The following is a 25884-nucleotide window of genomic DNA, read 5'->3' as shown; positions in this document are numbered from 1 at the left end:
AAAATTAAAGGGTTGCTGCCTTAGTTAGATAAAAAACTTTGACAGTACCTACTAGGATAGGGGAGGAATTTTATGAATGAAAAGCACATTACTTTATGTAACAAATTATTATACTATCTAGTAGCTCCTGGCTTATTACTATATTTTATTTCTATTGATTCAGGAATAATTACTTCTTCTTTTGGTGTACTAGCTATATTTGGATTAGCCATTTTACTTGGAGTAGGAATACCAATGATTTATAAGAGAAAGAATCCAGAGTATAAATTCAATATTAGTAGTAAATATGCTAATGCTATGGCTATATTAGTTATTCTTGAGTTAACTTACAATATGTCAAAATAAATAAGAATATGACTAGATTTGATGAAAACGTATTGATAAGGTTGAATTTTTGTTTATAAGCATATTAAAAAATTATATTGTTTTTAATAATTTAGAATATTAACTTTTAGTCCACTTTAATTTATCAGAAATGATAACGATTAAGCAGATTAAAAGAAAATATAAATTTATAATTTATTATATGGGAAGTTGAAGGGAGAAAATATTATGAAGAAAAAATTAATGGCTATGTTATTATCAATGGCATTACTAGGTTCTATCGGTGGATGTAGTGTAACAACTAGTGCTCCAAACTCAGATGCAGATAATTCTAAAACAGAGTCACAAACAAAAACTGACGGGGGATCAGGAAGCGGAAAAACAATAGGTATCTTAATGCCAACTAAATCTTCTGAACGTTGGATAAATGATGGAAATGATATGGTAAAACAGTTAAAAGATCTTGGCTATAATACAGATCTTCAATATGCTGAAGATGTTGTAGAAACTCAAGTATCACAAGCAGAAAACTTAATTACAAAAGGTGTTAGTGGTTTAGTAATTGCAAATATCGATGGTGAATCTTTAACTGATGTTTGTCAAAAAGCTAAAGATGCAGGAATTCCTGTTATAGCTTATGACCGTTTAATTAAAAATACTGCAAATGTAGACTATTACATTTCTTTTGATAATAAACTTGTAGGAAACCAAATGGGTCAATATATAGAAAAGAAATTAGATTTAAAAAATGCACAAAAATCATTTAACATAGAATTATTTGCTGGATCTCCAGATGATAATAATGCTCATATGTTCTTTGAAGGTGCAATGGAAGTGCTTCAACCATATATAGATTCTAAGAAATTAACTGTAGTTTCAGGTCAAACTAAATTTGACGAAATCTGTACATTGAGATGGGATGGAGCTTTAGCACAATCAAGAATGGAAAATATATTAACTGCTAACTACTCAGGTGGTAAAAAAGTTGATGCTGTATTAGCTCCTTATGATGGTATAAGCCGTGGTGTTGTAGAAGCGTTAAGAAGTGTTGGATATGGTTCAGGAGATCTTCCATGGCCAGTAATTACAGGTCAAGATGCAGAAACAGCTTCAATTAAATCTATAATTGCAGGAGAGCAAACATCAACAATATTCAAAGATACAAGAAAATTATCAGCTCAAGCTGTTAAAACAATCGATGCAGCTATTAAAGGTCAAAAAGCTGAAGTTAATGATGAGAAGACTTACAACAATGGAGTAAAAGTTGTACCATCTTACTTATGTCAACCTGTATCTGTAGATAAGACAAATTACAAAGAAGTACTAATTGATTCAGGATATTTAAAAGAAGCAGATCTTTCTAAATAAGATTAACAGCAGTAATGATAGTGTGGACAATTTTGTTCCACTATCATTCAAATAAGGAGGGGCGTGACGTATGTTAAAAGACAATGATATTATTCTTGAAATGATAAATATAACTAAGACATTTCCTGGTGTAAAAGCACTAGATAATGTTAATTTAAGAGTGCAATCAGGAGAAATTCATTCTCTTTGTGGAGAAAATGGAGCAGGTAAATCAACTTTAATGAAAGTATTAAGTGGAATATATCCTCACGGATCATACGAAGGTGCAATTCTATATAATGGAAAGGCATGTAAATATAAAGGCATAAAAGACAGTGAGGCAGATGGGATAGTTATTATACATCAAGAATTAGCTTTGAGTCCACATCTTAGTATAGGAGAAAATATATTTATAGGAAACGAAATTGCAAGTCATGGAGTTATAGACTGGCAAGAGGTAAGAATTAGAACTAAAGAATTACTTAAAAAGGTCGGATTAGATGAAGACCCAGATACAATAGTTAACACACTTGGTGTTGGTAAACAACAATTAATTGAAATTGCAAAGGCATTATCCAAAAACGTAAAATTATTAATTCTAGATGAACCGACTGCATCATTAAATGAGGATGACAGTGAAAATTTATTAAAATTAATGTTAGAGTTAAAATCACAAGGAATTACATGTATTTTAATTTCACATAAGTTAAATGAGGTTTCAAGAGTATGTGACTCTATAACAGTACTACGTGATGGAGCTAGTATTGAAACATTAGATGCCTCTGGAGGGCAAATATCAGAGGATAGAATTGTTAAAGGGATGGTTGGTCGTGAACTTACAGATCGTTATCCAAAAAGAACTCCTAAAATTGGAGATGTAATGTTTGAAATAAAGGATTGGAATGTATATCATCCAGATTATCCAGATAGGAAAATGGTTGATAATGTAAATATAAAAGTTAGAAAAGGCGAAGTACTTGGAATTGCTGGGCTTATGGGTGCAGGAAGAACTGAACTTGCAATGAGCATTTTTGGTAGAACATATGGACAAAAGATTTCTGGTAGCATTTTAAAAGAAGGTAAAGAAATTCATATTAAAACAGTTAAAGATGCAATTAATGCAGGTATTGCTTACGTAACTGAAGATAGAAAAGAAGCAGGTTTAAACCTAATTGATGATATTCGTCATAATATTTCAATAGCATCATTAGGCAAAATTTCGAATAATGGTGTTATAAATGAACAAGTTGAGATTTTAGCCGCAGAAGAATTTAGAAAATCAATGAAAATCAAAACTCCAAGTATATTACAAATTACAGGAAACTTAAGTGGTGGAAATCAACAAAAAGTAGTACTTTCAAGATGGGTTTATGCGGAGCCAGACTTACTAATTCTTGATGAACCTACTAGGGGAATTGACGTTGGAGCAAAATACGAAATATATACAATTATAAATGATTTGGTAGCTCAAGGAAAAGCAGTTATTGTAATTTCATCCGAATTGCCTGAAGTCCTTGGATTAAGTGATAGAATCTATATCATGAATGAAGGAAAGATTATTGGAGAATTAGATAAGAAAGATGCTACTCAAGAAGTTATCATGAGTAAAATTGTTGCATCAAAATAGGGAGGTAGTAAAATGAGTGAAGCAAGAGTTGAAGAAAAAAAAGTTGCAAAAAATACATTTAATAAATTTATGAAAGACAATGGTATGCTTGTTGCATTATTAGTGGTAGTAGTTATATTCTCGATTTTAACTAAGGGAGTTATGTTAAAATCACTTAACATAACAAATTTAATTCAGCAAAATGGTTACGTACTTATTCTTGCAGTAGGAATGCTTTTAGTAGTTATTGTAGGTACTGTCGATCTTGCGGTTGGTTCCGTTTGCGCCTTTGTTGGAGCAATAGCCGGTGTTCTTATGGTTAATAAAGGAATGAATCCTGTAGTATCTGTTGTTGTATCACTTTTAATAGGTGCAGCTGTTGGAGCTGTGCAAGGGTATTGGATTTCGTATAAAGCAATTCCAGGATTTGTTGTAACATTAGCGGGACAATTAATCTTTAGAGGATTCTCAATGATAATATTAAATGGTAAGACAATCGCTCCATTCCCAAATGAATTTGCGAACTTAGGGTCTGGATTCATACCTCCACTATTCTACTTTAAAATGGGCGATATTTATTTAGTTGGATCAGCAATGATCGTAGGTGTTATATTATCGGTAATCATGGTATTTAATAATATAAAAGGAAGAAAGAAACTTCAAAAATATAATTTCAATGTTGATCATAATTCAATGTTTCTTGCTAAAAACATAATATCAGTTGTAGTAATTATGGGTGGAAGCTTTGTATTAGCATCTTATAAAGGTATACCAAATATATTAATAATAGCAGGAGTATTAATAGCAATTTACTCATTCATTACTACTAAAACAGTATTTGGTAGACAAGTATATGCAGTTGGTGGTAATAAAAAAGCAGCAGCTTTATCAGGTGTAAACGTTGATAAAATTACATTCTTAGTATTTGTAAATATGGGATTGATGGCAGCATTAGCAGGACTCGCTTATGCAGCACGTGTTAACTCAGCACAACCTAAAGCTGGTGTTAACTTCGAATTAGATGCTTTAGCAGCTTGCTATATAGGTGGTGCATCTACAGCAGGTGGTACTGGAAGAATTTTGGGAGCAGTTGTTGGTGGACTTGTAATGGGAGTACTTAATAATGGTATGTCTTTACTAGGAGTTGATAATAACTGGCAACAAGCTATCAAAGGATTTGTATTATTATTCGCTGTAGTATTTGACTTATATTCAAAGAAAAAGAAATAAATATAACAGCAATATAAGAAATTGTTTCTTCAAACTTTAAAACATAGTGTGTTAATAGAATGTGTTAAATAAATTAAGAAAAAGAAAATGTATGAGGTTAAGGCAAGTTTTTCACTAAATATTTTATATAGTGCAGAACTTGCCTTTTACTATTATGTATATTTTGAAAGAGACATCTTTAAGAGCAAATATTAAATTGTACTACTTATGATAATTCACTTTAGAGGTATATATGCTGCAATTCATAATGCACATTTCACAATTACGGCTAAAATTATTATAATATTTTTAGAATTATGATGAAGGATTATTTTTGAAATATATTAAGAAAAAGAACTACTAATAATAGTAAAACTAATATATAATTTAGTGGACAATTATATATTAATTTAGACAAACAATATTAATTAAATAAGTTGATAGATAAAGTATTAGAACTACAAATGAAAAAGATGGAGGAATAAAATGAATACTAGAATAATAGTAGACAGTTGTGTTGATTTTAATAATGAAGTTTTTGGAAATGAAGAGTATATGGAAAGAATTCCATTTAAAATTATTATTGATGATGATGAAATCGTTGATAAGAATGTAAATATAGACGATTTACTTGAAAAAATGAAAAGTAGCAAAAACAAAATTAAAACAGCATGCCCATCGCCACATGATTTTCTAGAAGCTTTAAAAAAGTGTAAAAATAATTTTGTTGTAACCATTTCTGGTAAATTAAGTGGATCACATAATAGTGCTATATTGGCAAAGGAAATGTTTCAAGAAGAGTTTCCAGAAAGTTTCGTTCATGTATTCGATTGTAAGACAGCAGTATCTGGAGCTGATCTAGTTGTTTTAAAAATAAAAAAGTTAATTGAAGAAAAGGCACATAATTCTCAGATTGTAGAGCAAGTTACTGAGTACATAGAAAACATGAAGACGTTATTTGTTTTAGATAAATTGGACAACCTAGTTAAGAATGGTAGGATAAGTAGCGCAAAAGCTTTAATGGGATCGCTTTTGCAAGTTATTCCAATCATGACTGCTAACGATGGAGAGATTGTGCTAAAAGAGCAAGTAAGAGGTAAGAAAAAAGCATTTAATAGGTTAATAGATCTAATAGGTGAAGATGGCAGCGATTTTAAAAATAAAGTTCTAGGAATAGGACATATAAATGCAAGAGAAAAAGCGGAAAAACTTAAGGAAGAAATAAAAAACAAATATAACTTTGATGATATAATAATTTTTGAAGGGAGCGGATTAAGTACTGTTTATGCTGATGATGGCGGGATTGTAATTTGCTACTAACTTAGAGTAAGCATATTTTTATAAGATATATAATATCCTTGTGTTTTTAAGTCACAAGGATTTATTATTTTATTCTTTAATAATGTAAAATAAAATCCATGTATAATGTATGAAAAAAGGCTATTTAATCTAAATGTATTTAAATTTAACTACAGTAATGACAATATATGACTTTATTATTTGGATATTGTAAATTATTCTAGTAAATATTCGATAAATAAATGTATAAATTTAAATTATAAATATATTTAGGAAGTGGATTTATGATATCAAATATAAATAACAAGACAACAGTTAATAGAATATATTCGAGTAATATGAGTACATATAAAAAAAATGACAATAGACTTTCTTTTTCAGATCAACTGAAAAATTTAACTTATAGTAATTCAAAGCTGCAGAATAAAACAAATTCAATTCAAGCAAATCAGGAACTTGAAAAATTAAAGAATGAAATGCACGAGAAATATGATAAATTAGATGGTGAAAATGGTTTTACTTCTACAGCAGTTATGGAGAAAGTCATAGATCTAGATATAGCTAATAGTAAAGATAAATATTTAAAAGCAGATGGTGAAGCAGATATTAACAAAGTTGCAGATGCTCTTGGAATATCTTTGCCAAATTGTAGTATAAAAGAAATAAATAGCATAACAACACAATTGCATAATGAAGGATTTCTTAGTGATAAAACTGCAGGAAAACTAAACTTGGGATTATTAATACAAGGAGCCATTTTATCAGCAAAGGCTCGTGAGACTGGTGAGTCAGTGGCAGACATGAAATTTGATTTAATGGGATTTCTACTAAGCAGTAAGGATTTTTATGAAAAAAATGGAGATAGCAAAACATCGGATACTATGGATTATTTGATTAATTTTTTAAATTAGATAATCGTAGCTTATCTAGGCTTGATATAAACAATATTTGTGTTAAAATATAAATGTAGTCTGACTTTAAGGGGGAGATCCCAAGAAGAAAGACTGTTAATGCATGATCGTTCTGAAACACATGAGGGTTCGTCCCAAATGACAAGGCGGTATTATAGATAGAGATATGTACACTATCCCTGCGCCTTTTTGTGGCACTGGGATTTTTTATTGCAATTGAAAATAGGTAATTGCTAATTAATACGGTGAATTTAAAAATATTTTCTTCTTGAAAGGAATAAAGAATATGGATACAAGAATCGCATTGATAGGAATTATAGTGGAAGATATGAATTCAACAGATAAGCTCAACAATATTTTGCATGAATATTCGCAATATATGGTTGGGAGAATGGGTATACCTTACAGAGAGAAGAATGTAGGTATAATAAGTGTAGTGATAGATGCTACCAATGATATAATAAGTTCATTATCAGGTAAACTTGGTATGATCGAAGGAATAAATGTAAAAACAATGTATTCTAAAACTGCTAAATAAATATTAAATATAGTAATAAGTAGATTAGCTTTAATTAATATTTTAGCCTTTGCCAAAATTGGATGAAGAAAGCATTAATCAGAACGAATTAAATTCAAAATTTAAAAATCCAATTATAGAAAGAAGAGTAGAGTAATGTATAATGTTAAATCAAAAATAGCAACAGAATTTATTGATAACGAAGAGATATTAGAAACTCTTGAGTTTGCTAAGAAAAATAAGAACAATAGAGAATTAATTAATGAAATTCTAGAAAAGGCTAAAGAGTGTAAGGGAATTTCACATAGAGAAGCAGCGGTTTTACTTGAATGCGAATTAGAAGATGAAAATGAAAAAATGTATAAACTTGCAAAAGAAATCAAGCAAAGATTTTATGGTAACAGAATAGTAATGTTTGCACCACTATATCTTTCTAATTATTGTGTAAATGGATGCACATATTGTCCATACCATCACAAAAATAAACATATAACAAGAAAGAAGCTTACTCAAGAAGAAATTAAAAACGAAGTAATTGCATTGCAAGATATGGGACATAAAAGACTTGCATTAGAAACAGGAGAAGACCCAGTAAACAATCCTCTTGAATATGTTCTTGAAAGTATAGAAACAATTTATAGTATAAAACACAAAAATGGAGCAATTAGAAGAGTTAATGTAAATATCGCAGCGACAACTGTTGAAAATTATAGAAAGTTAAAAGAAGCAGGAATTGGAACATATATATTATTCCAGGAAACATACCACAAGAAGACATATGAAGAACTTCATCCAACAGGACCAAAGCATGACTATGCTTATCATACAGAAGCTATGGATAGAGCTATGGAAGCTGGAATTGATGATGTTGGTTTAGGTGTATTATATGGATTAAATATGTATAGATATGATTTTGTAGGCTTATTAATGCATGCAGAACATTTAGAAGCAGCAATGGGCGTTGGTCCACATACTATAAGCGTGCCTAGAATAAGGCCGGCTGATGATATAAATCCAGATGAATTTACAAATGCTATTTCAGATGAGATATTTGCTAAAATAGTTGCAGTACTTAGAATTACAGTTCCATATACAGGTCTTATTGTTTCTACAAGAGAATCTCAAAAAACAAGAGAAAAAGTGCTTGAACTTGGAGTTTCTCAAATAAGTGGAGGATCATCTACAAGTGTTGGTGGTTATGTTGAAAAGGAAAATGAGGAAGAAAACTCAGCACAATTTGATGTAAGTGATACTAGAACTCTAGATGAGATAGTAAACTGGTTGCTTGAAAGAGGTCATATTCCAAGTTTCTGCACAGCTTGCTACAGGGAAGGAAGAACAGGAGATAGATTTATGAGCCTTGTTAAATCAGGACAAATAGCTAACTGCTGCCAACCTAATGCATTGATGACATTGAAGGAGTATTTAGAGGATTATGCTTCTGAAGATACACGAAGAAAAGGTGAGGAAGTAATTAAAAATGAAATTCCAAATATTCCAAATGAAAAAGTTAAAAAGATAGTATTGGAAAATCTTGAAAACTTACATGAAGGAAAACGTGATTTTAGATTTTAGATAGATTAAATTAAGTAATAAAGCTATATGCATAGTTAAAGTAGACTTGCGTATAGCTTTATTATTGTTTCTACAATTAAGTTTATAGTTAAAATAATTAGAAAATACTCAACATTTCGATATAAGAGTAGATTTTTTAGTTGATTATATAAATTAAAAATATTATTATAATAATTAGCAATATATGTTAATTTAAACATTCTAGTAAAACGTTTTCTATTGCAAAAAGGGTAATAAAGGGTCGAGATTATAAATTTAGAGAGGGGAAAAGTTATGTTTTTGAGAAGAAGCCTGCCTATAAAATTTAAATTAACCTTATCATTTTTGATGGTAGCAATTTTAATTGGCATAGTAGGAATAATAGGAGCACTGTCTTTGAAAAATGTAAATAATAAAGCATCAGGAATGTACAATAGAAATTTTAATCATGTCAATGAGATCCTATCTATAAAATCAAATATGACAGAAATTAAAAGTAACATATTAATCATGATGTATGAAAAAGATAAATATAAGGTAGAGGAAGCACAAAAAAATGTTATTACTGCACTCAATGAGAATGATAAATATATAAATGATTATGAAAAATCACAAATGACAAGTAGTGAAACAAAATCTTGGAAGGAATTTAATGATAATGCGAAGGAATATAATCAGGTTAGAGACAAGGTAGTGAATGCTGTAAAATCAGACGATTTAGAAGAAGCAAAAAAGAGGTATTTAGAAATGGTTCCGCTACAGACAAAAATGATGTATAGCCTGGACAAAGTTATAGATATAAATATATCTGATGCAAAATCAGCTAATGAGGATATATCATCTACTTATATTAATTCTAATAAAATTATGATTACACTTACTATCTTTGGGTTAGCAGTAGCAATCGTATTTGGTGCACTAATATCAAAGGTTATAAATACACCGTTAAAAAAAATTAAAGGATTTGCAGAGAGATTAGCGTTATATGATTTTTCAACTCCAATTTCAATTAAGAGAAAAGATGAACTTGGACAAACAGGAAGCGCATTAAATAAAGCACAAGAAAATGTGAATAAATTAATTAGAGAGATTATTCAAAATTCTCAAGATATAAGTACATCTAGTGAAGAGCTTTCTGCAACAGCTGAGGAGCTTTCATCAAAAGCTGCGAGTATAGATGAAGCTGTAAGTACTATTTCACTAGGGATGGAGGAATCTTGTGCTGAGGCAGGAATTATAAGTACTACAGTTGATGAAGTAAACTCAAATATAAATGAGTTATCTAAAAAAGCTATGGAAGGAAGCCAGAATGCTAATAGATCTAAAGAAAGAGCTATAGAAGTCAAAAACAATAGTAAAAAGTCTATAGATGAAATGGAGAAATTATCAAAAGAAAAGCAAAGAAACATGTTAATTGTTATTGAAAATGGCAAGATAGTAGATAATATTAAAATCATGGCTGATACAATTGGAAGCATAGCTGAACAAACAAATTTATTAGCACTAAATGCAGCAATAGAAGCAGCAAGGGCAGGGGAACAAGGTAAAGGATTTGCAGTTGTAGCAGATGAAGTAAGAAAGCTTGCAGAACAATCATCAGAGGCTGTAACAGCTATCAAAGATACTATAATTAAAGTTCAGGATGCATTTAATTATAGTATTAACACAGGAAATGATATATTGAAATTTATAAATACAGAGGTTCATGAACAATTTAATGCCTATGGAAGTACAGGAAATATATATTATAATGATTCTGACTTTGTAAGTAAAATGTCGGAGAAGATTGCAAACATGTCAGAAGAAATTACAATCACTGTAGGAAGAGTTAATAAGTTAGTACAAGAGATGGCATCAACAGCACAGGAATCAAATGAACAAGTAGCAACAATAAAAGAAAGTGTGGATGAAACTTCAAAAGCCATAGAGCAAGTTGCTTTAACAGCACAAAATCAAGCTGGACTTGCACAAAAACTCAATGAAATGGTACAGAAATTTAAAATCTAAAGAAGATATTTAATGAAAAATAAAAGACTTATTTTAGTTATTTAACAGCTAAAGTAAGTCTTGTTATAGTATATCAAGTAAAGTTTATACCATTTCACTTTTTCCTTCTAGTTTTGCATACATCTTTTCTTGTTGTTTTGTAGTAAATTGAAAATATATCTCTGTATTAGTAACAGATTTATGTCCAAGCCACCATTGAAGTTCTTTTATATCCATATCACATTCAGCAAGGTGAACTGCTGTAGTATGTTTAATGGTATGAAAATGGTGCTTCGACTTATCTTGAATGTTGGCCATGGAAAAATACTGCTTTGTTAGGTGATCTAGGGTCTGCCTTGAAATTGGCTTATTCTTTTGGCTTGTAAAAATAGTTTGAGATTCAGATGTAATTTCACTTTCAGTAATGTATTTGTCTAAAACGCTTTTAGTTTTCTCATCTAGCCGCAGAGTATTATTCTTACTACCCTTTAATCTTTTACAATATATTTCTCCTTTATTAATATTATAATTTTCCAATTTTAACATTGATATTTCGGAAGCTCTAAGACCGCATCTATAAGCTAATCTAAATATTGCTAAATCACGTGTTGAATGCAGCTTTCCAGAATTTTCAATTGCATTAAATAGTGATAATACTTCTTTTTGCGTTAAATATTTAATTTCAGTTTCATTAGATGCCCTCATATGCACTCTCCTCTAGAAGTAATGATACATAATAAATATTTTGTCCAATTTTATTATATTATAAGTTGTAGTATATGTAAATATTGTATAAAAAAGCTTAAAAAATGTACAAATATAGGTTAAATTGTATTATCATGACACGTGTATATGAAATATTTGTATATTTGCAGAGCTATAAATACATTATTACGTAAAATAATAAGACAAAATATTTATTATGTTCAAATAAATGATATATTTAATTTTTTAAAAAGTCAAAGTTTAAAAGTTTGTAGAATAATTACGCAAAAATTATCATTGAAGAAGTCATATTTTATTATTAAACAATAGGAGCGAGGTGGAGAGGTTTTACACGTGTTGAGTTGTACTAATTTAAAAAAGGAAGTTATTATGAATAAGATTAAAATTAATATGCCCAAAAAAGAACTTAAACTTAAGATGAAAATGGTAAAGTCCATAAAAAGAAAATTAAATAAGGATATACATAAGAGAAAAAATAGTAAATTTAATGAGGAATTTTCCAAATACGATATTCTTACAGGGCTGCCTAATAGTAGTTATTTTTTTGAGAAGCTTAAAATTAGTTTAGACATGTCAAAAGTTAATTGTAGAAAAGGTGCGATTATTTATATTGATGTTGATGACTACAAAATCATAAATTATAATTGGGGCTATTCTTTTGGTGATTTTATATTGAAATGTTTTTCTGAAAGGGTAAGTAGATGTATTAAAGGAAAAGGGAAACTATTTAGATTAAATGGTGATGAATTTGCAATTTTAATCTATGAATTTAAATTTATAAGTGAAATAGAGGAGATTTGCAAGAAAATTTATAAAAACTTATCAGTACCTTTTAAGATAGCAGATGATGAATTGGAGATTTCTGTAAGCATAAGTATGGGAATATCTACTTTTCCGGATGATAGCACAAATTCTGATGAGTTGCTAGAGTTTTGTAATTTAGCTATGTACAAGTCTAAGAGAACTGGAAAAAATAATTATACATTCTTTACTAACGAAATATTTGAGAAATGTTATAGGGAGGCATTGATTAGAAGCGAATTAAAGAATGCTATTAATAAGCATGAATTAAATATTAATTATCAGCCACAAATTGATTTGTCCACCAATGAGATTGTTGGAATTGAAGCATTACTAAGATGGAGTAATGATAAGCTTGGAAATGTTTCACCAGCAGAATTTATCCCTATTGCTGAAGAAAACGGAGATATAGTTCAAATTGGCGATTGGGTAATGGAGAAATCCATAGAGCAAGCTAGTTTGTGGAAGTGCATGGGTTACAAGTTTAATAATATTGCAGTTAATATATCACCAATTCAAATCAAGGAAAAAGATTTTAAGGATAAGTTGCTAAAATACTGTAATAAGTATAATATTTCCCCAAACTTTTTGGAGATAGAAATAACAGAGAGTACTTTACTAGATATATCAGAAGAAAATGTAGAAGTATTAAATGAACTTAAAGGGATGGGAATAAATGTTGCAATAGATGACTTTGGGACTGGATACTCTTCTTTAAGCTATTTAATTAATATTTCAGTAAGTACATTAAAGATTGATAAAACATTTGTAGATCATGTAGAAAATTATAAGAACATGGTATTAATAAAGAACATAGTTAACTTATCAAAGGACTTGAAATACAAGGTAATAGTTGAGGGAGTCGAAACAAGAGAGCAGATAGAAGTACTTACTGATTTAGGATGTAAGATAATTCAAGGTTACTATTTTAGCAAGCCGCTTACAAAAGATGGCATGAAAACTTTATTGGATGGCAATGGAAAAAATAATATTCAATAGTATTTTAACAATGGGAGGAAATTTCAATATGAATTTATTAAATCAAGTAAGAGCTAAGTTAATTTCATCATTTTTATTAGTGGCTATATTAATTGCAATTGTAGGTACAGTTGGTGGAATAGAAGTAAAGAGAGTAAATAAAAATGCAGAAACAATGTATAGCATAAACTTACAGAGTGTTAATGAAATTTTGTCAATAAAATCAAACATGTCGAAAATAAAGAGTGAAGTTTCAGTTATAATGTATGATCAAAATAAAAAAGAAACTGATCAAGCAAAAAAAAACATTACTGATATGGTAACGGAAGATAACGAATATATAGCTAAATATGAGAAATTAATTATGACAGCAGAGGAAAAAGAAAATTGGACAAAGTTTACCGATAATGTGACAAAATATAGAGATGCAAGAAACAGGATAATAGATGCGGCAGATTTAAACGATTCAAGTGAAGTGGCGAAACAGTATATGATTTTTTTACCTATAGAAGATGAAATGATGTCAAGCCTTGATAAGGTTATAGAAATAAATTTAGCGGCAGCAAAACTAGCAAGTGATAATATTAATTTAGCATCTGCAAGGACAAACGTAATTATGACATTGATGAGTATTGCAGGGTTCATAATTGCTATTTTACTTGGAGTATTTATGTCAAGTCATATAAATAAGCCTCTAAGGAAGATAAGAGATTATGCAGAGAGATTAGCGATGTATGATTTTTCAACTCCAATTACTATTACTAGAAAAGATGAATTTGGACAAACGGGTATTGCTTTAAACAAGGCGCAAAAGAATGTAAATATATTGGTTAAAGAGATTATGGAAAATTCTCAAGATATAAGTGCATCGAGTGAGGAACTCTCTGCTACAGCTGAAGAATTATCTTTGAGAGCTAGAAGTATTGATGATGCTATAGCAAATATTTCTGATGGTATGCAAGAATCTAGTGCGGCGGCCGAGGAAATAAGTGCATCAGTAGAAGAAGTAGATTCAAGTGTTAATGAACTTTCAGGAAAGGCCATGGAGGGAAGCAGTAGTTCAAGTAAATCTAAAGAAAAAGCAACAGAAGTAAAAAATAATGGTAAAAAAGCTATAGAAGAAACAAGAAATCTATATGCGGAAAAAGAGAACAAAATGCTAGAAGTTATTGAAGATGGAAAAGTAGTAGATAATATAAAAGTTATGGCAGACACAATAGGAAGTATAGCTGAACAAACCAATCTATTAGCTTTAAATGCAGCTATAGAGGCTGCAAGAGCAGGAGAACAAGGTAAAGGTTTTGCAGTTGTTGCCGAAGAAGTAAGAACACTTGCGGAACAGTCATCACAAGCTGTAACATCTATACAGGAAACAATAACTAGAGTCCGTGATGCTTTTAAAAATAGTATTGATACTGGCAATGACATACTTTCATTTATTAATACTGAAGTACATAGACAATTTAATGCTTATATGGAAACCGGTGATCAATATTATAATGATTCAAATTTCGTCAGCATGATGTCAGAGGAAATTGCAGCTATGTCAGAAGAGATAACAGCTACTGTAGGCCAGGTTAGTGAAGTTGTACAAGATATGGCACAAACTACTCAAAAGTCTAGTGAAGAAGTAGCTACAATCAAAGAAAGTATGGATGAGACAACTAAAGCCATAGAGCAAGTTGCGCTAACAGCACATAGTCAGGCAGAGCTCGCCCAAAGACTTAATGAAATGGTACAAAAGTTTAAAATTTAAACGTGAAGATGTAAGAAAGAAATAATGATTTTATTTTTATACAAATTTCATTGATAGAAATATAATAATACATATAATTTATGGAGGATATAAGTTTTGAATTTATATCCTCTTTTTATATTTTTATGAGAATAAAATTAACTTGTATTTTTAATTCCTATATTTCATATATTGATTGAACATGTGTCATAATAGATTTTTAGATGAAGAAAAGGAGGCGTGCTAATTCTTTAAATAGCACTAATATTATAAATCTTTAATTATAGATAAACCGATTATAAGTTAGAGTTATGCTATGAAATATATCAAAACTAGAAATGGGTAATATACTTTTGTGGAATGTTTCATTGGTAATTTTGATGGATGTGATTCTTTGGCTATAAGTTGTTCCAAATGTGCTAGTTCAAAAAGTGAGAATCGAAAAGTGATGCTCCAAATTTTACATTTGGTAAGCAGAACTTTCTCTGTGAGCGCTTGTTGTTTGAGGCCAGCACTTTGGGTGCAACTTTATAGCCTTAGAATCACCCATCATAATTACCTAGAAACTGGAACAAAAGCATATTATTCATTTCAGTGTGGTATACGCATAAGTATAGATTATAGTTAGTTTATCTATAACATCTAAGAAATTCGATAAAAAAGTGAAGAATTTCGTATGGAGACTAAATGATAAAATCCCTATAATTAGTAATGTAAACGAAGAACAAATTTGAGTCTTTGTTTTAGGATTTAGATAAGAATATGGAGGGGTAAAAATGAAAAGGTTTAAGAGTCTATTAACAATTGTAATGTCAGCAGCTATGGTTGCAACAATGGCAGGATGTGGAGCAAATAAGAGTGCAAGTTCTGGAGGGGATGCACAAACAAGTACTAAATCTTCAAATACTTTAATTGGTTCTGCAATATATAAATTTGATGATACTTTCATGACAGGAGTTCGTACTGCTATGGAAGGTGAAGCTAAGGAAAAAGGATCAACTATTGAACTAGTGGATTCACAAAATAAACAACCTACTCAAAATGAGCAAGTTGATACATTTATTACAAAGGGTGTAAACGCTTTAGCAATAAACCCAGTTGATAGAACTGCAGCAGGTCCTATCATTGAAAAAGCAAAAGCTAAGAAACTTCCAATCGTATTTTTAAACCGTGAACCAGAAAAAGCAGATATGGATAGTTATGATAAGGTTTGGTATGTAGGTGCACATGCAGAACAATCAGGAACTTTATCAGGTCAAATTATAGCTGATTACTTCAAAGCACATCCAGAAGCAGATAAAAATCATGATGGAGTTGTACAATACGTAATGCTTCAAGGAGAACCAGGACATCAAGACGCTACTCTTCGTACAGAATATTCTATAAAAGCTATTGAAGCTGCAGGATTAAAAACTCAAAAACTTGCTGCTGATACAGCAATGTGGGACAAGGCAAAAGCTACTGACCTTATGAAAGCATTTATGACAGGTCAAGGTGTTGATAAGATAGAAGCAGTTCTTTGTAACAATGATGATATGGCTCTTGGTGCAGTAGAAGCATTAAAAGCTGAAGGATATAACAAAGGTGATGCATCTAAATATATTCCAGTAGTTGGAGTTGATGCAACAGCACCAGCATTACAAGCTATGAAAGAAGGATCACTTCTTGGAACAGTTCTAAATGATGCAGAAAACCAAGGTAAAGCTACAGTTAATATAGCTATAGCAGCTGCTCAAGGTAAAGAAATCAATAAGGAAAATATTGGATTTGATGTAACTGATGGAAAATATGTATGGATTGACTATGTAAAAGTTACTCAAGATAACTACAAGGATTATTTAAAATAAGATATATCTGACATAGAAATTGTCAGGGATGCGAGATTATAAAAAATCCCCATCCCTGAATTATTATTTAAAAAAGGAGGATGCTTGTATGGGTGAATATGTACTGGAGATGAATAACATAACAAAGGTATTTCCAGGAGTAAAAGCATTAGATGGTGTAACATTGAAGGTTCGCAAGGGAAGTGTCCATGCATTAATGGGAGAAAATGGTGCTGGAAAATCAACCCTAATGAAATGTCTATTTGGTATTTATCATGAAGATGGTGGAGAGATCATATTAGATGGAAAGAAAATGGAGATAAATACTTCAAAACAAGCATTGGATTTAGGTGTATCAATGATACATCAAGAATTGCACCCAATTCGTTTCCGTCCAGTTATGGAAAACATTTGGCTTGGCAGATTTCCAATGAAAGGAATTGCTGTTGATAAGAAAACTATGATTAAAAAAACAAAGGAATTATTTGAAGAAATTGAGTTAGATATAAATCCTGAAGCATTAGCGGGAACACTTTCACCATCTAATCTTCAATTAGTTGAAATAGCAAAGGCTGTTAGCTATAATTCTAAAATTATTATTATGGATGAACCGACTTCATCATTAACAGAAAATGAAACTAAGCATTTATTTAAGATAATAAAACAACTTCAAAATAAGGGCTGTGCAATTATATACATATCCCATAAAATGGAGGAAATTCTTAAGATATCAGATGAAGTAACAATTATGAGAGATGGTCAGTATGTAGGAACTTGGGATGCTAAAGACCTTACAACAGACTTAATTATAAATCGTATGGTTGGTCGTGATATGACTAATAGATTTCCACCAAGAGAATATACACCAAGTAAAGATGTTGTATTAAGGGTAGAAAATCTTTGTTCTCCAATTAAAAAATCATTCCAAAATGTAAGCTTTGATTTGCATAAGGGTGAAATACTGGGAATAGGTGGTCTTGTTGGGGCACAACGTACAGAATTAGTCGAAGCTTTATTTGGACTTCGTGAAGTAGCCTCTGGTACTGTAGAAAAGGATGGGAAGATTATAAAAATAAAAATCCCTAAAGATGCAAAAGAGTATGGTTTTGCACTGTTAACAGAAGAAAGACGTGCTACTGGAATATTTGGTATTCTTTCAGTACTAGATAATACTGTAATTGCAAGTCAGAAAGAATATGCTAAAGCAGGAGTCTTGCAAGAAGCAAGAAGATATAAAGCTGCAAAGCAGTCAAATCAAGAACTTAGAACTAAAACACCAAGTATGGAACAATTGATTCAAAATCTCTCAGGGGGAAATCAACAAAAAGTTTTAATTGCACGTTGGCTTCTTACAAATCCAGATATTCTTATATTGGATGAGCCTACAAGAGGTATTGATGTTGGAGCTAAGTATGAAATCTATACGATCATGCATGAATTGGTTAAGAAAGGTAAGTCAATTATTATGATTTCTTCTGAAATGCCGGAATTGCTTGGTATGTCAGATAGAGTTATGGTTATGTGTGAAGGTAAGGTTACTGGAATTTTAGATCAAAGTGAAGCAGATTCAGTAAAAGTTATGAATCTTGCTACAAAATTTATGCAATAAGAAATATCTCCTTTGTCGAGTGAGACTTGATTCAGGTAGGGTTAATCCATAGATGAATTTTAGTTGAACTTATGTCCTCAAGTGGGCACAATGTCCATGAGTGTGCAGTCGTTATTTTATCTTACTTATAAAGAGGTAAAAATGTACGGATGCTAGGTATTGGGTAAATGAATTTTTATAACAAATGATTTTGGTAGGAGAGAAAGAAAGTGAGGTATGTAATATGAGTGGAGAGAAGATAGTTTCACGAAAAGGCTTTGGAAAAATATTTTTAGGTATTGGTGCTTTTTTGGTGGCTTTAGGAATTGTTTTTAATTTTATTTTAGATCCAAGTGTATTTTATGATTTACCAATTTATGTAGGTGGAGTTGGTATAGCATTACTTATTTATGGCGCAAAACAGTTTTTTGATAAGAAGAATGCAGATATGGATGTTATTTTTTCATCAAAGACTGTAAAACATTTCTTTACAGATAATGCGATTATTATAGCATTATTATTACTAGTAGTTGTAATTATGATAATTCAACCACGTTTTATGCAATATGCTGTATTCTTAGATATTTTAACACAGTCATCAACAAAAATGATTGTTGCTTTAGGAATATGTTTTACATTATTAATTGCAGGTACAGATTTATCAGCAGGACGTATGGTAGGTCTTGCAGCTGTAATATCAACTTCAATGTTGCAAAACCCTGATTATGCAAATAGGTTCTTCCCTAATATGCCGCAATTGGCAGTTATTATTCCAATACTATTAGCAATAGTTGGATGTGCTATATTTGGAGTTCTTAATGGTTTCTTAGTTGCAAAATATGATATGCATCCATTTATTGCAACATTGGCATCTCAAGTTATAGTATATGGTGTAACATCTCTATACTTTGATTTACCTCCAAACAAATCACAACCTATTGGTGGTATTCGTCAAGACTTTATAGATCTTGGACAAACAAAATTATTTCAAATTGGAAGTTTCCCAGGAATATCAATTCTAGTTCCAATTGCTGTAGTATTTATAATTCTAGTTTGGTTTATTTTAAATAAAACTGTATTCGGTAAGAATGTATATGCTATTGGTGGTAACCGTGAAGCAGCAGTAGTTTCTGGAGTAAATGTATTTGCAACTATTATGGGTATATTCATATTTGCATCACTTTTATATGGTGTTGGTGGTGTACTTGAAGCAGCTAGAACAGCTGGTGCAACAAATAACTATGGTAATGGTTATGAGCTTGATGCAATCGCAGCGTGCGTTGTAGGTGGTGTTTCATTAAATGGTGGTGTTGGTAAAGTTGGTGGAATAGTAAGTGGTGTTCTAATCTTTACCGTTATCCAATATGGATTACAATTTATAGCTGTAAGTCCTATGTGGCAACAAGTTATAAAAGGTATCATAATAGCAGTTGCAGTTGCAATAGATATGGCAAAATACAGAAGAAAATAATTATTGAATAAATAAAATGCAGGTAAATCATTAGTTTTTTAGCTAGAGATTTGCCTGTATTTTATTTATTTTCTAAATAATAAATGATTTGGGCGTATTTGGTACTCGTGCTAGTAATAATTTAATACATAATGTATAATAGTATTTAGGCATAATCAAAAAATAACAAATCTATCTGTCAGTATTTTTTAATCATATTTTATTGCCAAAGTGCCCTAATAGACCTGATATGAGAGTAATTTGTCTCCTTGGCTAATAAAAAATATTCATGGCAGTTCTAATTGTTATTTATTTTCATGTGTCTTATTAAATAATCCATCTATCGGAGGTAGTTAAATGAATTTATATAGAATTATGATTGTGGATGATGAAGAAGAGATACGTCTTGGAATTATAAAAAAGATTGATTGGGAATACAATGGATTTATAGTTGTTGGTGATGCTGAGAATGGACAAGATGCCTTAGAAAAAGCAGAAAAACTACAACCAGATGTTATAATGACGGATATTAAAATGCCATTTATGGATGGGTTGGAACTAGGAAAGAAGTTGGTAGAATTAATGCCATCTACAAAAATTATTGTATTTTCAGGATGTGATGATTTTGAGTATGCTCATAAAGCAATAAAGATAAATGTAGTTGAATATGTTTTGAAACCGATTAACTCCGCAGAACTTATAGAAGTTTTAGTGAGGTTAAAAGAACAGCTTGATCGTGAATATAATGAAAAAAGAAATTTAGAAACACTTTATAAGCATTATATTAAAAGTCTGCCAGTAATTAGAGAACAATTTTTAGTTGGTGCAATTGAAGGCAGGATAAATGAAGAACAATGGCATGAACAAATGGAGGAGCTGGGAATAGACTTCAAGTATAAGTATTTAACAGTAGGGATTATTCAGGCAGATGGCACACTATCCTTTGAAGAAAACTTAAATAGTTTTTCAGGGCAAAAGGAATCAGCACTTACACCAATTTCTATTAAGAAAATTGTAGATGAAAATATGGGTAAGTATTGTAAATTTATTAGCTTTATTTATTCTGGCATGGTAATAGTTATGGGTAACTTTGAAAAAAAGGAAGATATATTATTATTTATAAAAGGCATAAATGAGGTTTGTAAGGTTTATAAGAGAATTATGGGGTTAACAATATCTGCCGGAATAGGGTATGTTTATAGTAATCCTTCGCAAATACGTTTTTCATATAGAACTGCACAAAATGCATTAGATTATAGATTTATATTAGGAGCTGGAAAGGCTATTTATATTGATGATGTAGAGCCAGATAATTCAATCCAGCTACAACTTGATGAGAAAGAAGAACGATCAATGTTAAATGCAATAAAAATTTCTTCAGAGGATGAAATTTCAGAGGCAATTGATAGTTTGTTTAAGAAAACAGAAGATTTATTATTGCCTTTTAATCAATATAGAATTTATCTTATGGAAATTATGACATCACTTTTAAAACTGGTTCAAACATATGCATTTGATATAGAAGAAATTTTTGGTGAAAATTTTAATGCATACAGTTATTTAGAATCCTTTAATTCTATTCATGAAGTCAAAAAATGGATTATAGAAAAAGCTATTAGGATAAATAGTTATATTAAAAGAGAGCGAATCAATTCATCTATGATGCTTATTGAAAAAGCAAAACAATATATAAAAGAAAATTATAGTGATTATGATGTTTCAGTAGAAAAATTATGTTCTAAATTGCATGTTAGTCCAACATATTTTTCTACAATGTTTAAGAAGGAAACAGGAACAAGCTTCGTAAATTATCTCACAGCAACACGTTTAGAAGAAGCTGTTAAACTTTTGAATACAACAGATGATAAGACATACATGATAGCGGAAAAAGTTGGATATCCAGAAGCTAATTATTTTAGTTATGTTTTTAAGAAACAGTTTGGAGTATCTCCATCAAAGTATAGAAAGAATTGAGTTGATTTACTATGCTTAATTTGTTTAAGAGAAAAATACAGAAGACAATAAATTACGTTAACAGCGGAAGTATACAACATATAATATCAATTTCTTTTACCGTAATAGCAGTTATAGGAATGGTTACTGTTGGAGGGGCTTTATATTTTCGTTTTATAACTTCCACTGAAGAAATGGTATCTGAGCATAATAAATCTATGTTAGATCAAGTAAATTTGAATTTAGATTCTTATCTGAGGAATATGATGAAAGTGTCTGATACCACTTATTACAATGTAATTAAGAAGAAAGATTTGGCTACAGATACCATAGATAAAGAAATGGACTTATTGTATGAAACAAATAAAGATTCACTTATAAGCATATGTGCCTTTTCGCAAGATGGGGAAGTTATAGCGGCATCTCCTGTAAAACAATTAAAAAGCTCTATTGATCCACGAGTGAGTGATTGGTTTACTAAAGCGATAGATAAGAAAGAAAATTTACATTTTTCAACACCTCATGTTCAAAATTTATTTGTAGATCCAGATTATAAATATCGTTGGGTCGTATCATTAAGTAGGGCTATTGAACTTACTAATAATAAGAAAACAACATCTGGAGTATTGTTAGTTGATATAAATTTTAGTGGAATAGAGCAGATATGTAAAAATGCAAATATAGGAAAGTCAGGATATGTTTATTTAGTTGATAGAGAAGGCGAAATTATTTATCATCCTAGGCAGCAATTGATTTATTCAGATTTAATAGATGAAAATAATAAAATTGAAGCAGCTTATGATGATGGAAATCATATAGAAACTTTCAGAGGAGAAAAAAGATTAGTTACAGTTAAAACTGTTGGATACACTGGGTGGAAAATTGTTGGAATTACACCAATGTTAGATATTACTTCGGATTATTACCAAATGAGTATATTTGCTGTGTTCATTATGTCTTTCGCCATCTTTATACTTGTATTTCTTAATATGTTTGTTTCTTCGAGAATAGCTAACCCAATACGATTGTTAGAAAAGTGTGTGAAGAAATTGGAAAATGGAGTAAAAGATGTAGATATTTCGATAAGCGGATCATATGAAGTTCAGCATTTAGGGAAAGCAATTCGTTCTATGGTTAACCAAATGCATACACTTATGGACAACATAATGATTGAACAAGAATCAAAAAGAAAAAGTGAGCTTAATGCTCTTCAGGCACAAATTAATCCCCATTTTTTATATAACACATTGGACTCAATCATATGGATGATAGAAAATGAAAATTATGATGGCGCAATAATTATGGTAACTGCGTTAGCAAAACTTTTTAGAATAAGCTTAAGTAAAGGCAAAAATATAATAACAGTGAGAGATGAAATTGAGCATGCACGAAATTATTTGACCATACAAAATATACGGTATAAAAATAAATTCACATATAATATTGAAGTTGATGAGAAAGTTCTTAATTATGGAAGTATTAAATTAATTATTCAACCGCTAATTGAAAATGCAATTTATCATGGTATGGAATTTATGGGGGGAGATGGTGAGATTTTAGTAAAGGCATATGCAAAAGATAATGAGTTATATATTGATGTTGTAGATAACGGACTTGGAATGCTTCAAGATGTTGCAAATAGCCTTTTAACAGGTGAAAGCAAGATTGAAAAGAAGAGCTCTGGTATAGGATTGAAGAATGTTAATGAAAGAATACAACTATATTTTGGAAAGAGATATGGACTCGAAATTTATAGCGAGCCAGATGAAGGGACAACAGTTCGTATTCATATGCCATGTGTGGACTTTTATGAAATTAGAAAGAGGGAGGAAGATAAATAGTGAAGAGAAAAAGGAAGCAAATTTTTATTACTTTATTTTTGCTATTAATATTATCTTTCTTACTTTTCTTAAATAATACATTGTGGCATGAAAAAGATATAAGGATATACAACATATCAATTATAACTAGAGGAAGAAACAGTGAAAGCTTAATGATAATGAGACAGGGGATAGAGCAGGCAGCTTCAGAAATGAATGTTAATGTAAGTTTTGTTACTTTGTCGGAAGATAATAATATTGACGAGCAGAAAGAACTTATAGAACGAGAGATAAAAAATAAGGCAGATGCAATAATTATATCGCCTGCAGATTACGAGAAAATGGCAGAACCAATAGAAAATGCTAGAAAAAAGATACCAATTATATTATTTGATTCTACTATAAAATCAGAACATGCTCAGCCTAGTATTTCTTGTGATAACTATAAGCTTGGATCTAGCTTGGGGGAAGAATTAATAAAGAACGGAGATATGAACAAGAATATTTTAATAATCAAAAACAACTTAGAGTGCAGCAGTGTAAAGGAACGATATAATGGATTCATGAGTGTTATGAATCGAACAGATAACAAATGTACATTTTGGGATTTTTCAGAAGATAAGCAGACTACTTATTATAATCAAGCTAAAAGTTTGTTAGAGAACAATAATATTGATGTTGTGGTTACATTTGATGCAGGATTATTAGAGAATGTTTCTCAAGCTAAAAAGGATGTAATGGGTATTAACAAAGAAAAAGCATCAATAGAGATATATGGGACAGGAAGTACAAGCAAAATTCTTTCTTTTTTAGAAGATAAGGTTATTAGTGCAACAGCTATTCAAAATGAATTTAATGTAGGATATCTAAGTATAAAATCAGCAGTATATAAGATTAATAAAAAAGATATGCCCAATAACATTATCTCTTCAACAGTTATAAATACAAAAAATATGTATTCGGAAGAAAATCAAAGATTATTATTCCCATTTGTTAGATAAGCACCATAAATGAAAGGATGAACTTTTGTATAAATGTATTGTGGTGCTTGATGGAATCATATGGTGGAGGGATTGTAGTGAGATTAATTAAGAAATTATCAGGGCTTTTAACAGTAGTTTCAATTTTTAATGTGTTATCATCTTGTAGTGCAAATGTAAAAACAGGAAATTATAGTAATGATATTAAAGAAATAAAAATAGGTGTGACCTTATATAAACAAGATGATGCGTTTATATCAGAAATTGCGAATAATATTGAAGATATAGCGAAAGAGAAAGAAACTCAAGGTAAATATAAAATAATTGTTAATGTTGCAGATGCAAAAGGAAATTTGATTAACCAGAGTAATCAAGTAGATAAATTTGTTGCGCAGAATTACGATGTTATATGTGTAAATATGGTTGATCGTACAGCGGCATCTATGATTATTGATAAAGCAAAATCAGCTAATATTCCAATTGTTTTCTTTAATCGTGAACCAGTAGAGGAAGATATGGAAAGATGGAATAAGCTCTATTACGTTGGAGCAGATGCGCAACAATCAGGTGAGATGCAAGCAAATATAATTATAAATGCCTATAAAAAAGACAATAGAATGGTAGATAAAAATGGAGATGGCAAAATCCAATATGTAATGCTTGAAGGAGAGCAGGGACACCAAGATTCTTTAATTAGAACGGAATATTGCATTAAAACTATAACTCAAAATGGAATTGAATTAGAGAAATTAGCTGATGATACGGCAAATTGGCAAAGTGCTCAGGCAACAACAAAGATGTCTCAATGGATTAAAAGTTTTGGAGATAAAATAGAAGTTGTATTTAGTAATAATGATGAAATGGCACTTGGAGCAATAAATGCAATAAATGATGCTAATATAGGCGGTAAAAAACCACTAGTTGTAGGGATTGATGGGCTTCCTAAAGCGTTAGAGGCAGTGAAAAATGGATCTATGATAGGAACTATTTTAAACGATTCGAAAAAACAGGCAAATGCGATCTTCGATCTTGCATATACATTAGCTTCTCATGGAAATGTAAATTCCATAGAGGGACTTGAGAAAGGAAAGTATATTAGGACTCCACACGCAGAGGTTACCAGTGATAATGTTGATTTATATATAGAAAATAAATAAAATTATATATTATGTATGAATAATGTAGAAGTATATTTATTACAAAAAAAGAAGTAAGTCTTTTTCGATTTACTTCCTTTTTTGTATAAGCATACTTCTATTTTTATAAATTTTTAT

19 protein-coding genes are annotated in these 25884 nt (G+C 30.4%); 18 read left to right on the top strand and 1 reads right to left on the bottom strand.

The window, feature by feature from the left end:
- Positions 1 to 72: 72 nt before the first annotated feature.
- The 9 genes from PZA12_RS21635 (at position 73) to PZA12_RS21595 (ending at position 10774) form a co-directional block, all read left to right on the top strand.
- On the top strand, positions 73 to 345 hold the full coding sequence (locus tag PZA12_RS21635) for a hypothetical protein (RefSeq protein WP_012060607.1): 273 nt from the start codon (positions 73 to 75) through the stop codon (positions 343 to 345).
- A gap of 207 nt (positions 346 to 552) precedes the next feature.
- Entirely contained in the window at positions 553 to 1692 is a 1140-nt protein-coding gene (chvE, locus tag PZA12_RS21630; RefSeq protein WP_077844076.1) for a multiple monosaccharide ABC transporter substrate-binding protein, read from the top strand.
- A 70-nt stretch (positions 1693 to 1762) separates the two neighbouring features.
- On the top strand, positions 1763 to 3298 hold the full coding sequence (gene mmsA, locus PZA12_RS21625) for a multiple monosaccharide ABC transporter ATP-binding protein (protein WP_103697630.1): 1536 nt from the start codon (positions 1763 to 1765) through the stop codon (positions 3296 to 3298).
- 12 nt (positions 3299 to 3310) lie between these two features.
- Positions 3311 to 4507 (top strand): multiple monosaccharide ABC transporter permease, encoded by a 1197-nt coding sequence (mmsB, locus tag PZA12_RS21620; protein ID WP_077844075.1) that lies wholly within the window; start codon positions 3311 to 3313, stop codon positions 4505 to 4507.
- Positions 4508 to 4972: 465 nt separating this feature from the next.
- On the top strand, positions 4973 to 5806 hold the full coding sequence (locus PZA12_RS21615) for a DegV family protein (RefSeq protein ID WP_103697629.1): 834 nt from the start codon (positions 4973 to 4975) through the stop codon (positions 5804 to 5806).
- A gap of 263 nt (positions 5807 to 6069) precedes the next feature.
- Entirely contained in the window at positions 6070 to 6696 is a 627-nt protein-coding gene (locus tag PZA12_RS21610) for a hypothetical protein (protein ID WP_103697628.1), read from the top strand.
- Positions 6697 to 6982: 286 nt separating this feature from the next.
- Positions 6983 to 7234, top strand: coding sequence for a TM1266 family iron-only hydrogenase system putative regulator (locus PZA12_RS21605; protein WP_012060596.1), 252 nt, complete (start codon positions 6983 to 6985; stop codon positions 7232 to 7234).
- Between the two features lie 135 nt (positions 7235 to 7369).
- Positions 7370 to 8788 (top strand): [FeFe] hydrogenase H-cluster radical SAM maturase HydG, encoded by a 1419-nt coding sequence (gene hydG, locus PZA12_RS21600; RefSeq protein ID WP_077839624.1) that lies wholly within the window; start codon positions 7370 to 7372, stop codon positions 8786 to 8788.
- A gap of 273 nt (positions 8789 to 9061) precedes the next feature.
- Positions 9062 to 10774 carry a methyl-accepting chemotaxis protein gene (locus PZA12_RS21595; RefSeq protein ID WP_103697627.1) on the top strand — a complete coding sequence of 571 codons (1713 nt, stop codon included), beginning with the start codon at positions 9062 to 9064 and terminating at the stop codon, positions 10772 to 10774.
- 84 nt (positions 10775 to 10858) lie between these two features.
- Here the strand turns inward: PZA12_RS21595 and PZA12_RS21590 are convergent, their stop codons facing one another.
- The gene (locus PZA12_RS21590) at positions 10859 to 11458 is read right to left on the bottom strand and encodes a tyrosine-type recombinase/integrase (protein WP_103697626.1); all 600 of its coding nucleotides are present in this window, start codon (positions 11456 to 11458) and stop codon (positions 10859 to 10861) included.
- Positions 11459 to 11848: 390 nt separating this feature from the next.
- Here PZA12_RS21590 and PZA12_RS21585 point away from each other — a divergent pair, with 390 nt between their 5' ends.
- The 9 genes from PZA12_RS21585 to PZA12_RS21545 all read left to right on the top strand — a co-directional run bounded on the left by PZA12_RS21585 (position 11849) and on the right by PZA12_RS21545 (position 25767).
- Entirely contained in the window at positions 11849 to 13279 is a 1431-nt protein-coding gene (locus tag PZA12_RS21585; RefSeq protein WP_103697632.1) for a putative bifunctional diguanylate cyclase/phosphodiesterase, read from the top strand.
- Positions 13280 to 13307: 28 nt separating this feature from the next.
- Positions 13308 to 15014, top strand: coding sequence for a methyl-accepting chemotaxis protein (locus PZA12_RS21580; RefSeq protein ID WP_103697631.1), 1707 nt, complete (start codon positions 13308 to 13310; stop codon positions 15012 to 15014).
- A 755-nt stretch (positions 15015 to 15769) separates the two neighbouring features.
- The gene (locus PZA12_RS21575; protein WP_103697625.1) at positions 15770 to 16840 is read left to right on the top strand and encodes a galactose ABC transporter substrate-binding protein; all 1071 of its coding nucleotides are present in this window, start codon (positions 15770 to 15772) and stop codon (positions 16838 to 16840) included.
- 88 nt (positions 16841 to 16928) lie between these two features.
- Positions 16929 to 18428 (top strand): sugar ABC transporter ATP-binding protein, encoded by a 1500-nt coding sequence (locus PZA12_RS21570; protein ID WP_103697624.1) that lies wholly within the window; start codon positions 16929 to 16931, stop codon positions 18426 to 18428.
- A 223-nt stretch (positions 18429 to 18651) separates the two neighbouring features.
- Positions 18652 to 19878, top strand: coding sequence for a galactose/methyl galactoside ABC transporter permease MglC (gene mglC, locus PZA12_RS21565; RefSeq protein WP_103697623.1), 1227 nt, complete (start codon positions 18652 to 18654; stop codon positions 19876 to 19878).
- A 336-nt stretch (positions 19879 to 20214) separates the two neighbouring features.
- Positions 20215 to 21831, top strand: a complete 1617-nt coding sequence (locus tag PZA12_RS21560) for a response regulator (RefSeq protein WP_103697622.1) — start codon at positions 20215 to 20217, stop codon at positions 21829 to 21831.
- An 11-nt stretch (positions 21832 to 21842) separates the two neighbouring features.
- Positions 21843 to 23651 (top strand): sensor histidine kinase, encoded by a 1809-nt coding sequence (locus PZA12_RS21555; protein WP_077830883.1) that lies wholly within the window; start codon positions 21843 to 21845, stop codon positions 23649 to 23651.
- Positions 23651 to 24631, top strand: a complete 981-nt coding sequence (locus PZA12_RS21550) for a substrate-binding domain-containing protein (RefSeq protein WP_103697621.1) — start codon at positions 23651 to 23653, stop codon at positions 24629 to 24631. The genes PZA12_RS21555 and PZA12_RS21550 overlap by 1 nt, the downstream gene beginning before the upstream one ends.
- 77 nt (positions 24632 to 24708) lie before the next feature.
- On the top strand, positions 24709 to 25767 hold the full coding sequence (locus tag PZA12_RS21545; RefSeq protein ID WP_103697620.1) for a galactose ABC transporter substrate-binding protein: 1059 nt from the start codon (positions 24709 to 24711) through the stop codon (positions 25765 to 25767).
- The last annotated feature ends 117 nt before the right edge of the window (positions 25768 to 25884 follow it).

It is taken from the genome of Clostridium beijerinckii (assembly GCF_036699995.1).
Lineage (GTDB): Bacteria > Bacillota > Clostridia > Clostridiales > Clostridiaceae > Clostridium > Clostridium helianthi.
Note: the sequence above shows the minus strand (reverse complement) of the source record. Positions and strands in the feature narration are given on the sequence as shown.

What these genes read in the sequence shown, in the direction of transcription:
- PZA12_RS21635 (WP_012060607.1), top strand. Translation starts at nt 73, where the DNA reads ATGAATGAAAAGCACATTACTTTATGTAACAAATTATTATACTATCTA.
- chvE (WP_077844076.1), top strand. Translation starts at nt 553, where the DNA reads ATGAAGAAAAAATTAATGGCTATGTTATTATCAATGGCATTACTAGGT.
- mmsA (WP_103697630.1), top strand. Translation starts at nt 1,763, where the DNA reads ATGTTAAAAGACAATGATATTATTCTTGAAATGATAAATATAACTAAG.
- mmsB (WP_077844075.1), top strand. Translation starts at nt 3,311, where the DNA reads ATGAGTGAAGCAAGAGTTGAAGAAAAAAAAGTTGCAAAAAATACATTT.
- PZA12_RS21615 (WP_103697629.1), top strand. Translation starts at nt 4,973, where the DNA reads ATGAATACTAGAATAATAGTAGACAGTTGTGTTGATTTTAATAATGAA.
- PZA12_RS21610 (WP_103697628.1), top strand. Translation starts at nt 6,070, where the DNA reads ATGATATCAAATATAAATAACAAGACAACAGTTAATAGAATATATTCG.
- PZA12_RS21605 (WP_012060596.1), top strand. Translation starts at nt 6,983, where the DNA reads ATGGATACAAGAATCGCATTGATAGGAATTATAGTGGAAGATATGAAT.
- hydG (WP_077839624.1), top strand. Translation starts at nt 7,370, where the DNA reads ATGTATAATGTTAAATCAAAAATAGCAACAGAATTTATTGATAACGAA.
- PZA12_RS21595 (WP_103697627.1), top strand. Translation starts at nt 9,062, where the DNA reads ATGTTTTTGAGAAGAAGCCTGCCTATAAAATTTAAATTAACCTTATCA.
- PZA12_RS21590 (WP_103697626.1), bottom strand. Translation starts at nt 11,458, where the DNA reads ATGAGGGCATCTAATGAAACTGAAATTAAATATTTAACGCAAAAAGAA.
- PZA12_RS21585 (WP_103697632.1), top strand. Translation starts at nt 11,849, where the DNA reads ATGAATAAGATTAAAATTAATATGCCCAAAAAAGAACTTAAACTTAAG.
- PZA12_RS21580 (WP_103697631.1), top strand. Translation starts at nt 13,308, where the DNA reads ATGAATTTATTAAATCAAGTAAGAGCTAAGTTAATTTCATCATTTTTA.
- PZA12_RS21575 (WP_103697625.1), top strand. Translation starts at nt 15,770, where the DNA reads ATGAAAAGGTTTAAGAGTCTATTAACAATTGTAATGTCAGCAGCTATG.
- PZA12_RS21570 (WP_103697624.1), top strand. Translation starts at nt 16,929, where the DNA reads ATGGGTGAATATGTACTGGAGATGAATAACATAACAAAGGTATTTCCA.
- mglC (WP_103697623.1), top strand. Translation starts at nt 18,652, where the DNA reads ATGAGTGGAGAGAAGATAGTTTCACGAAAAGGCTTTGGAAAAATATTT.
- PZA12_RS21560 (WP_103697622.1), top strand. Translation starts at nt 20,215, where the DNA reads ATGAATTTATATAGAATTATGATTGTGGATGATGAAGAAGAGATACGT.
- PZA12_RS21555 (WP_077830883.1), top strand. Translation starts at nt 21,843, where the DNA reads ATGCTTAATTTGTTTAAGAGAAAAATACAGAAGACAATAAATTACGTT.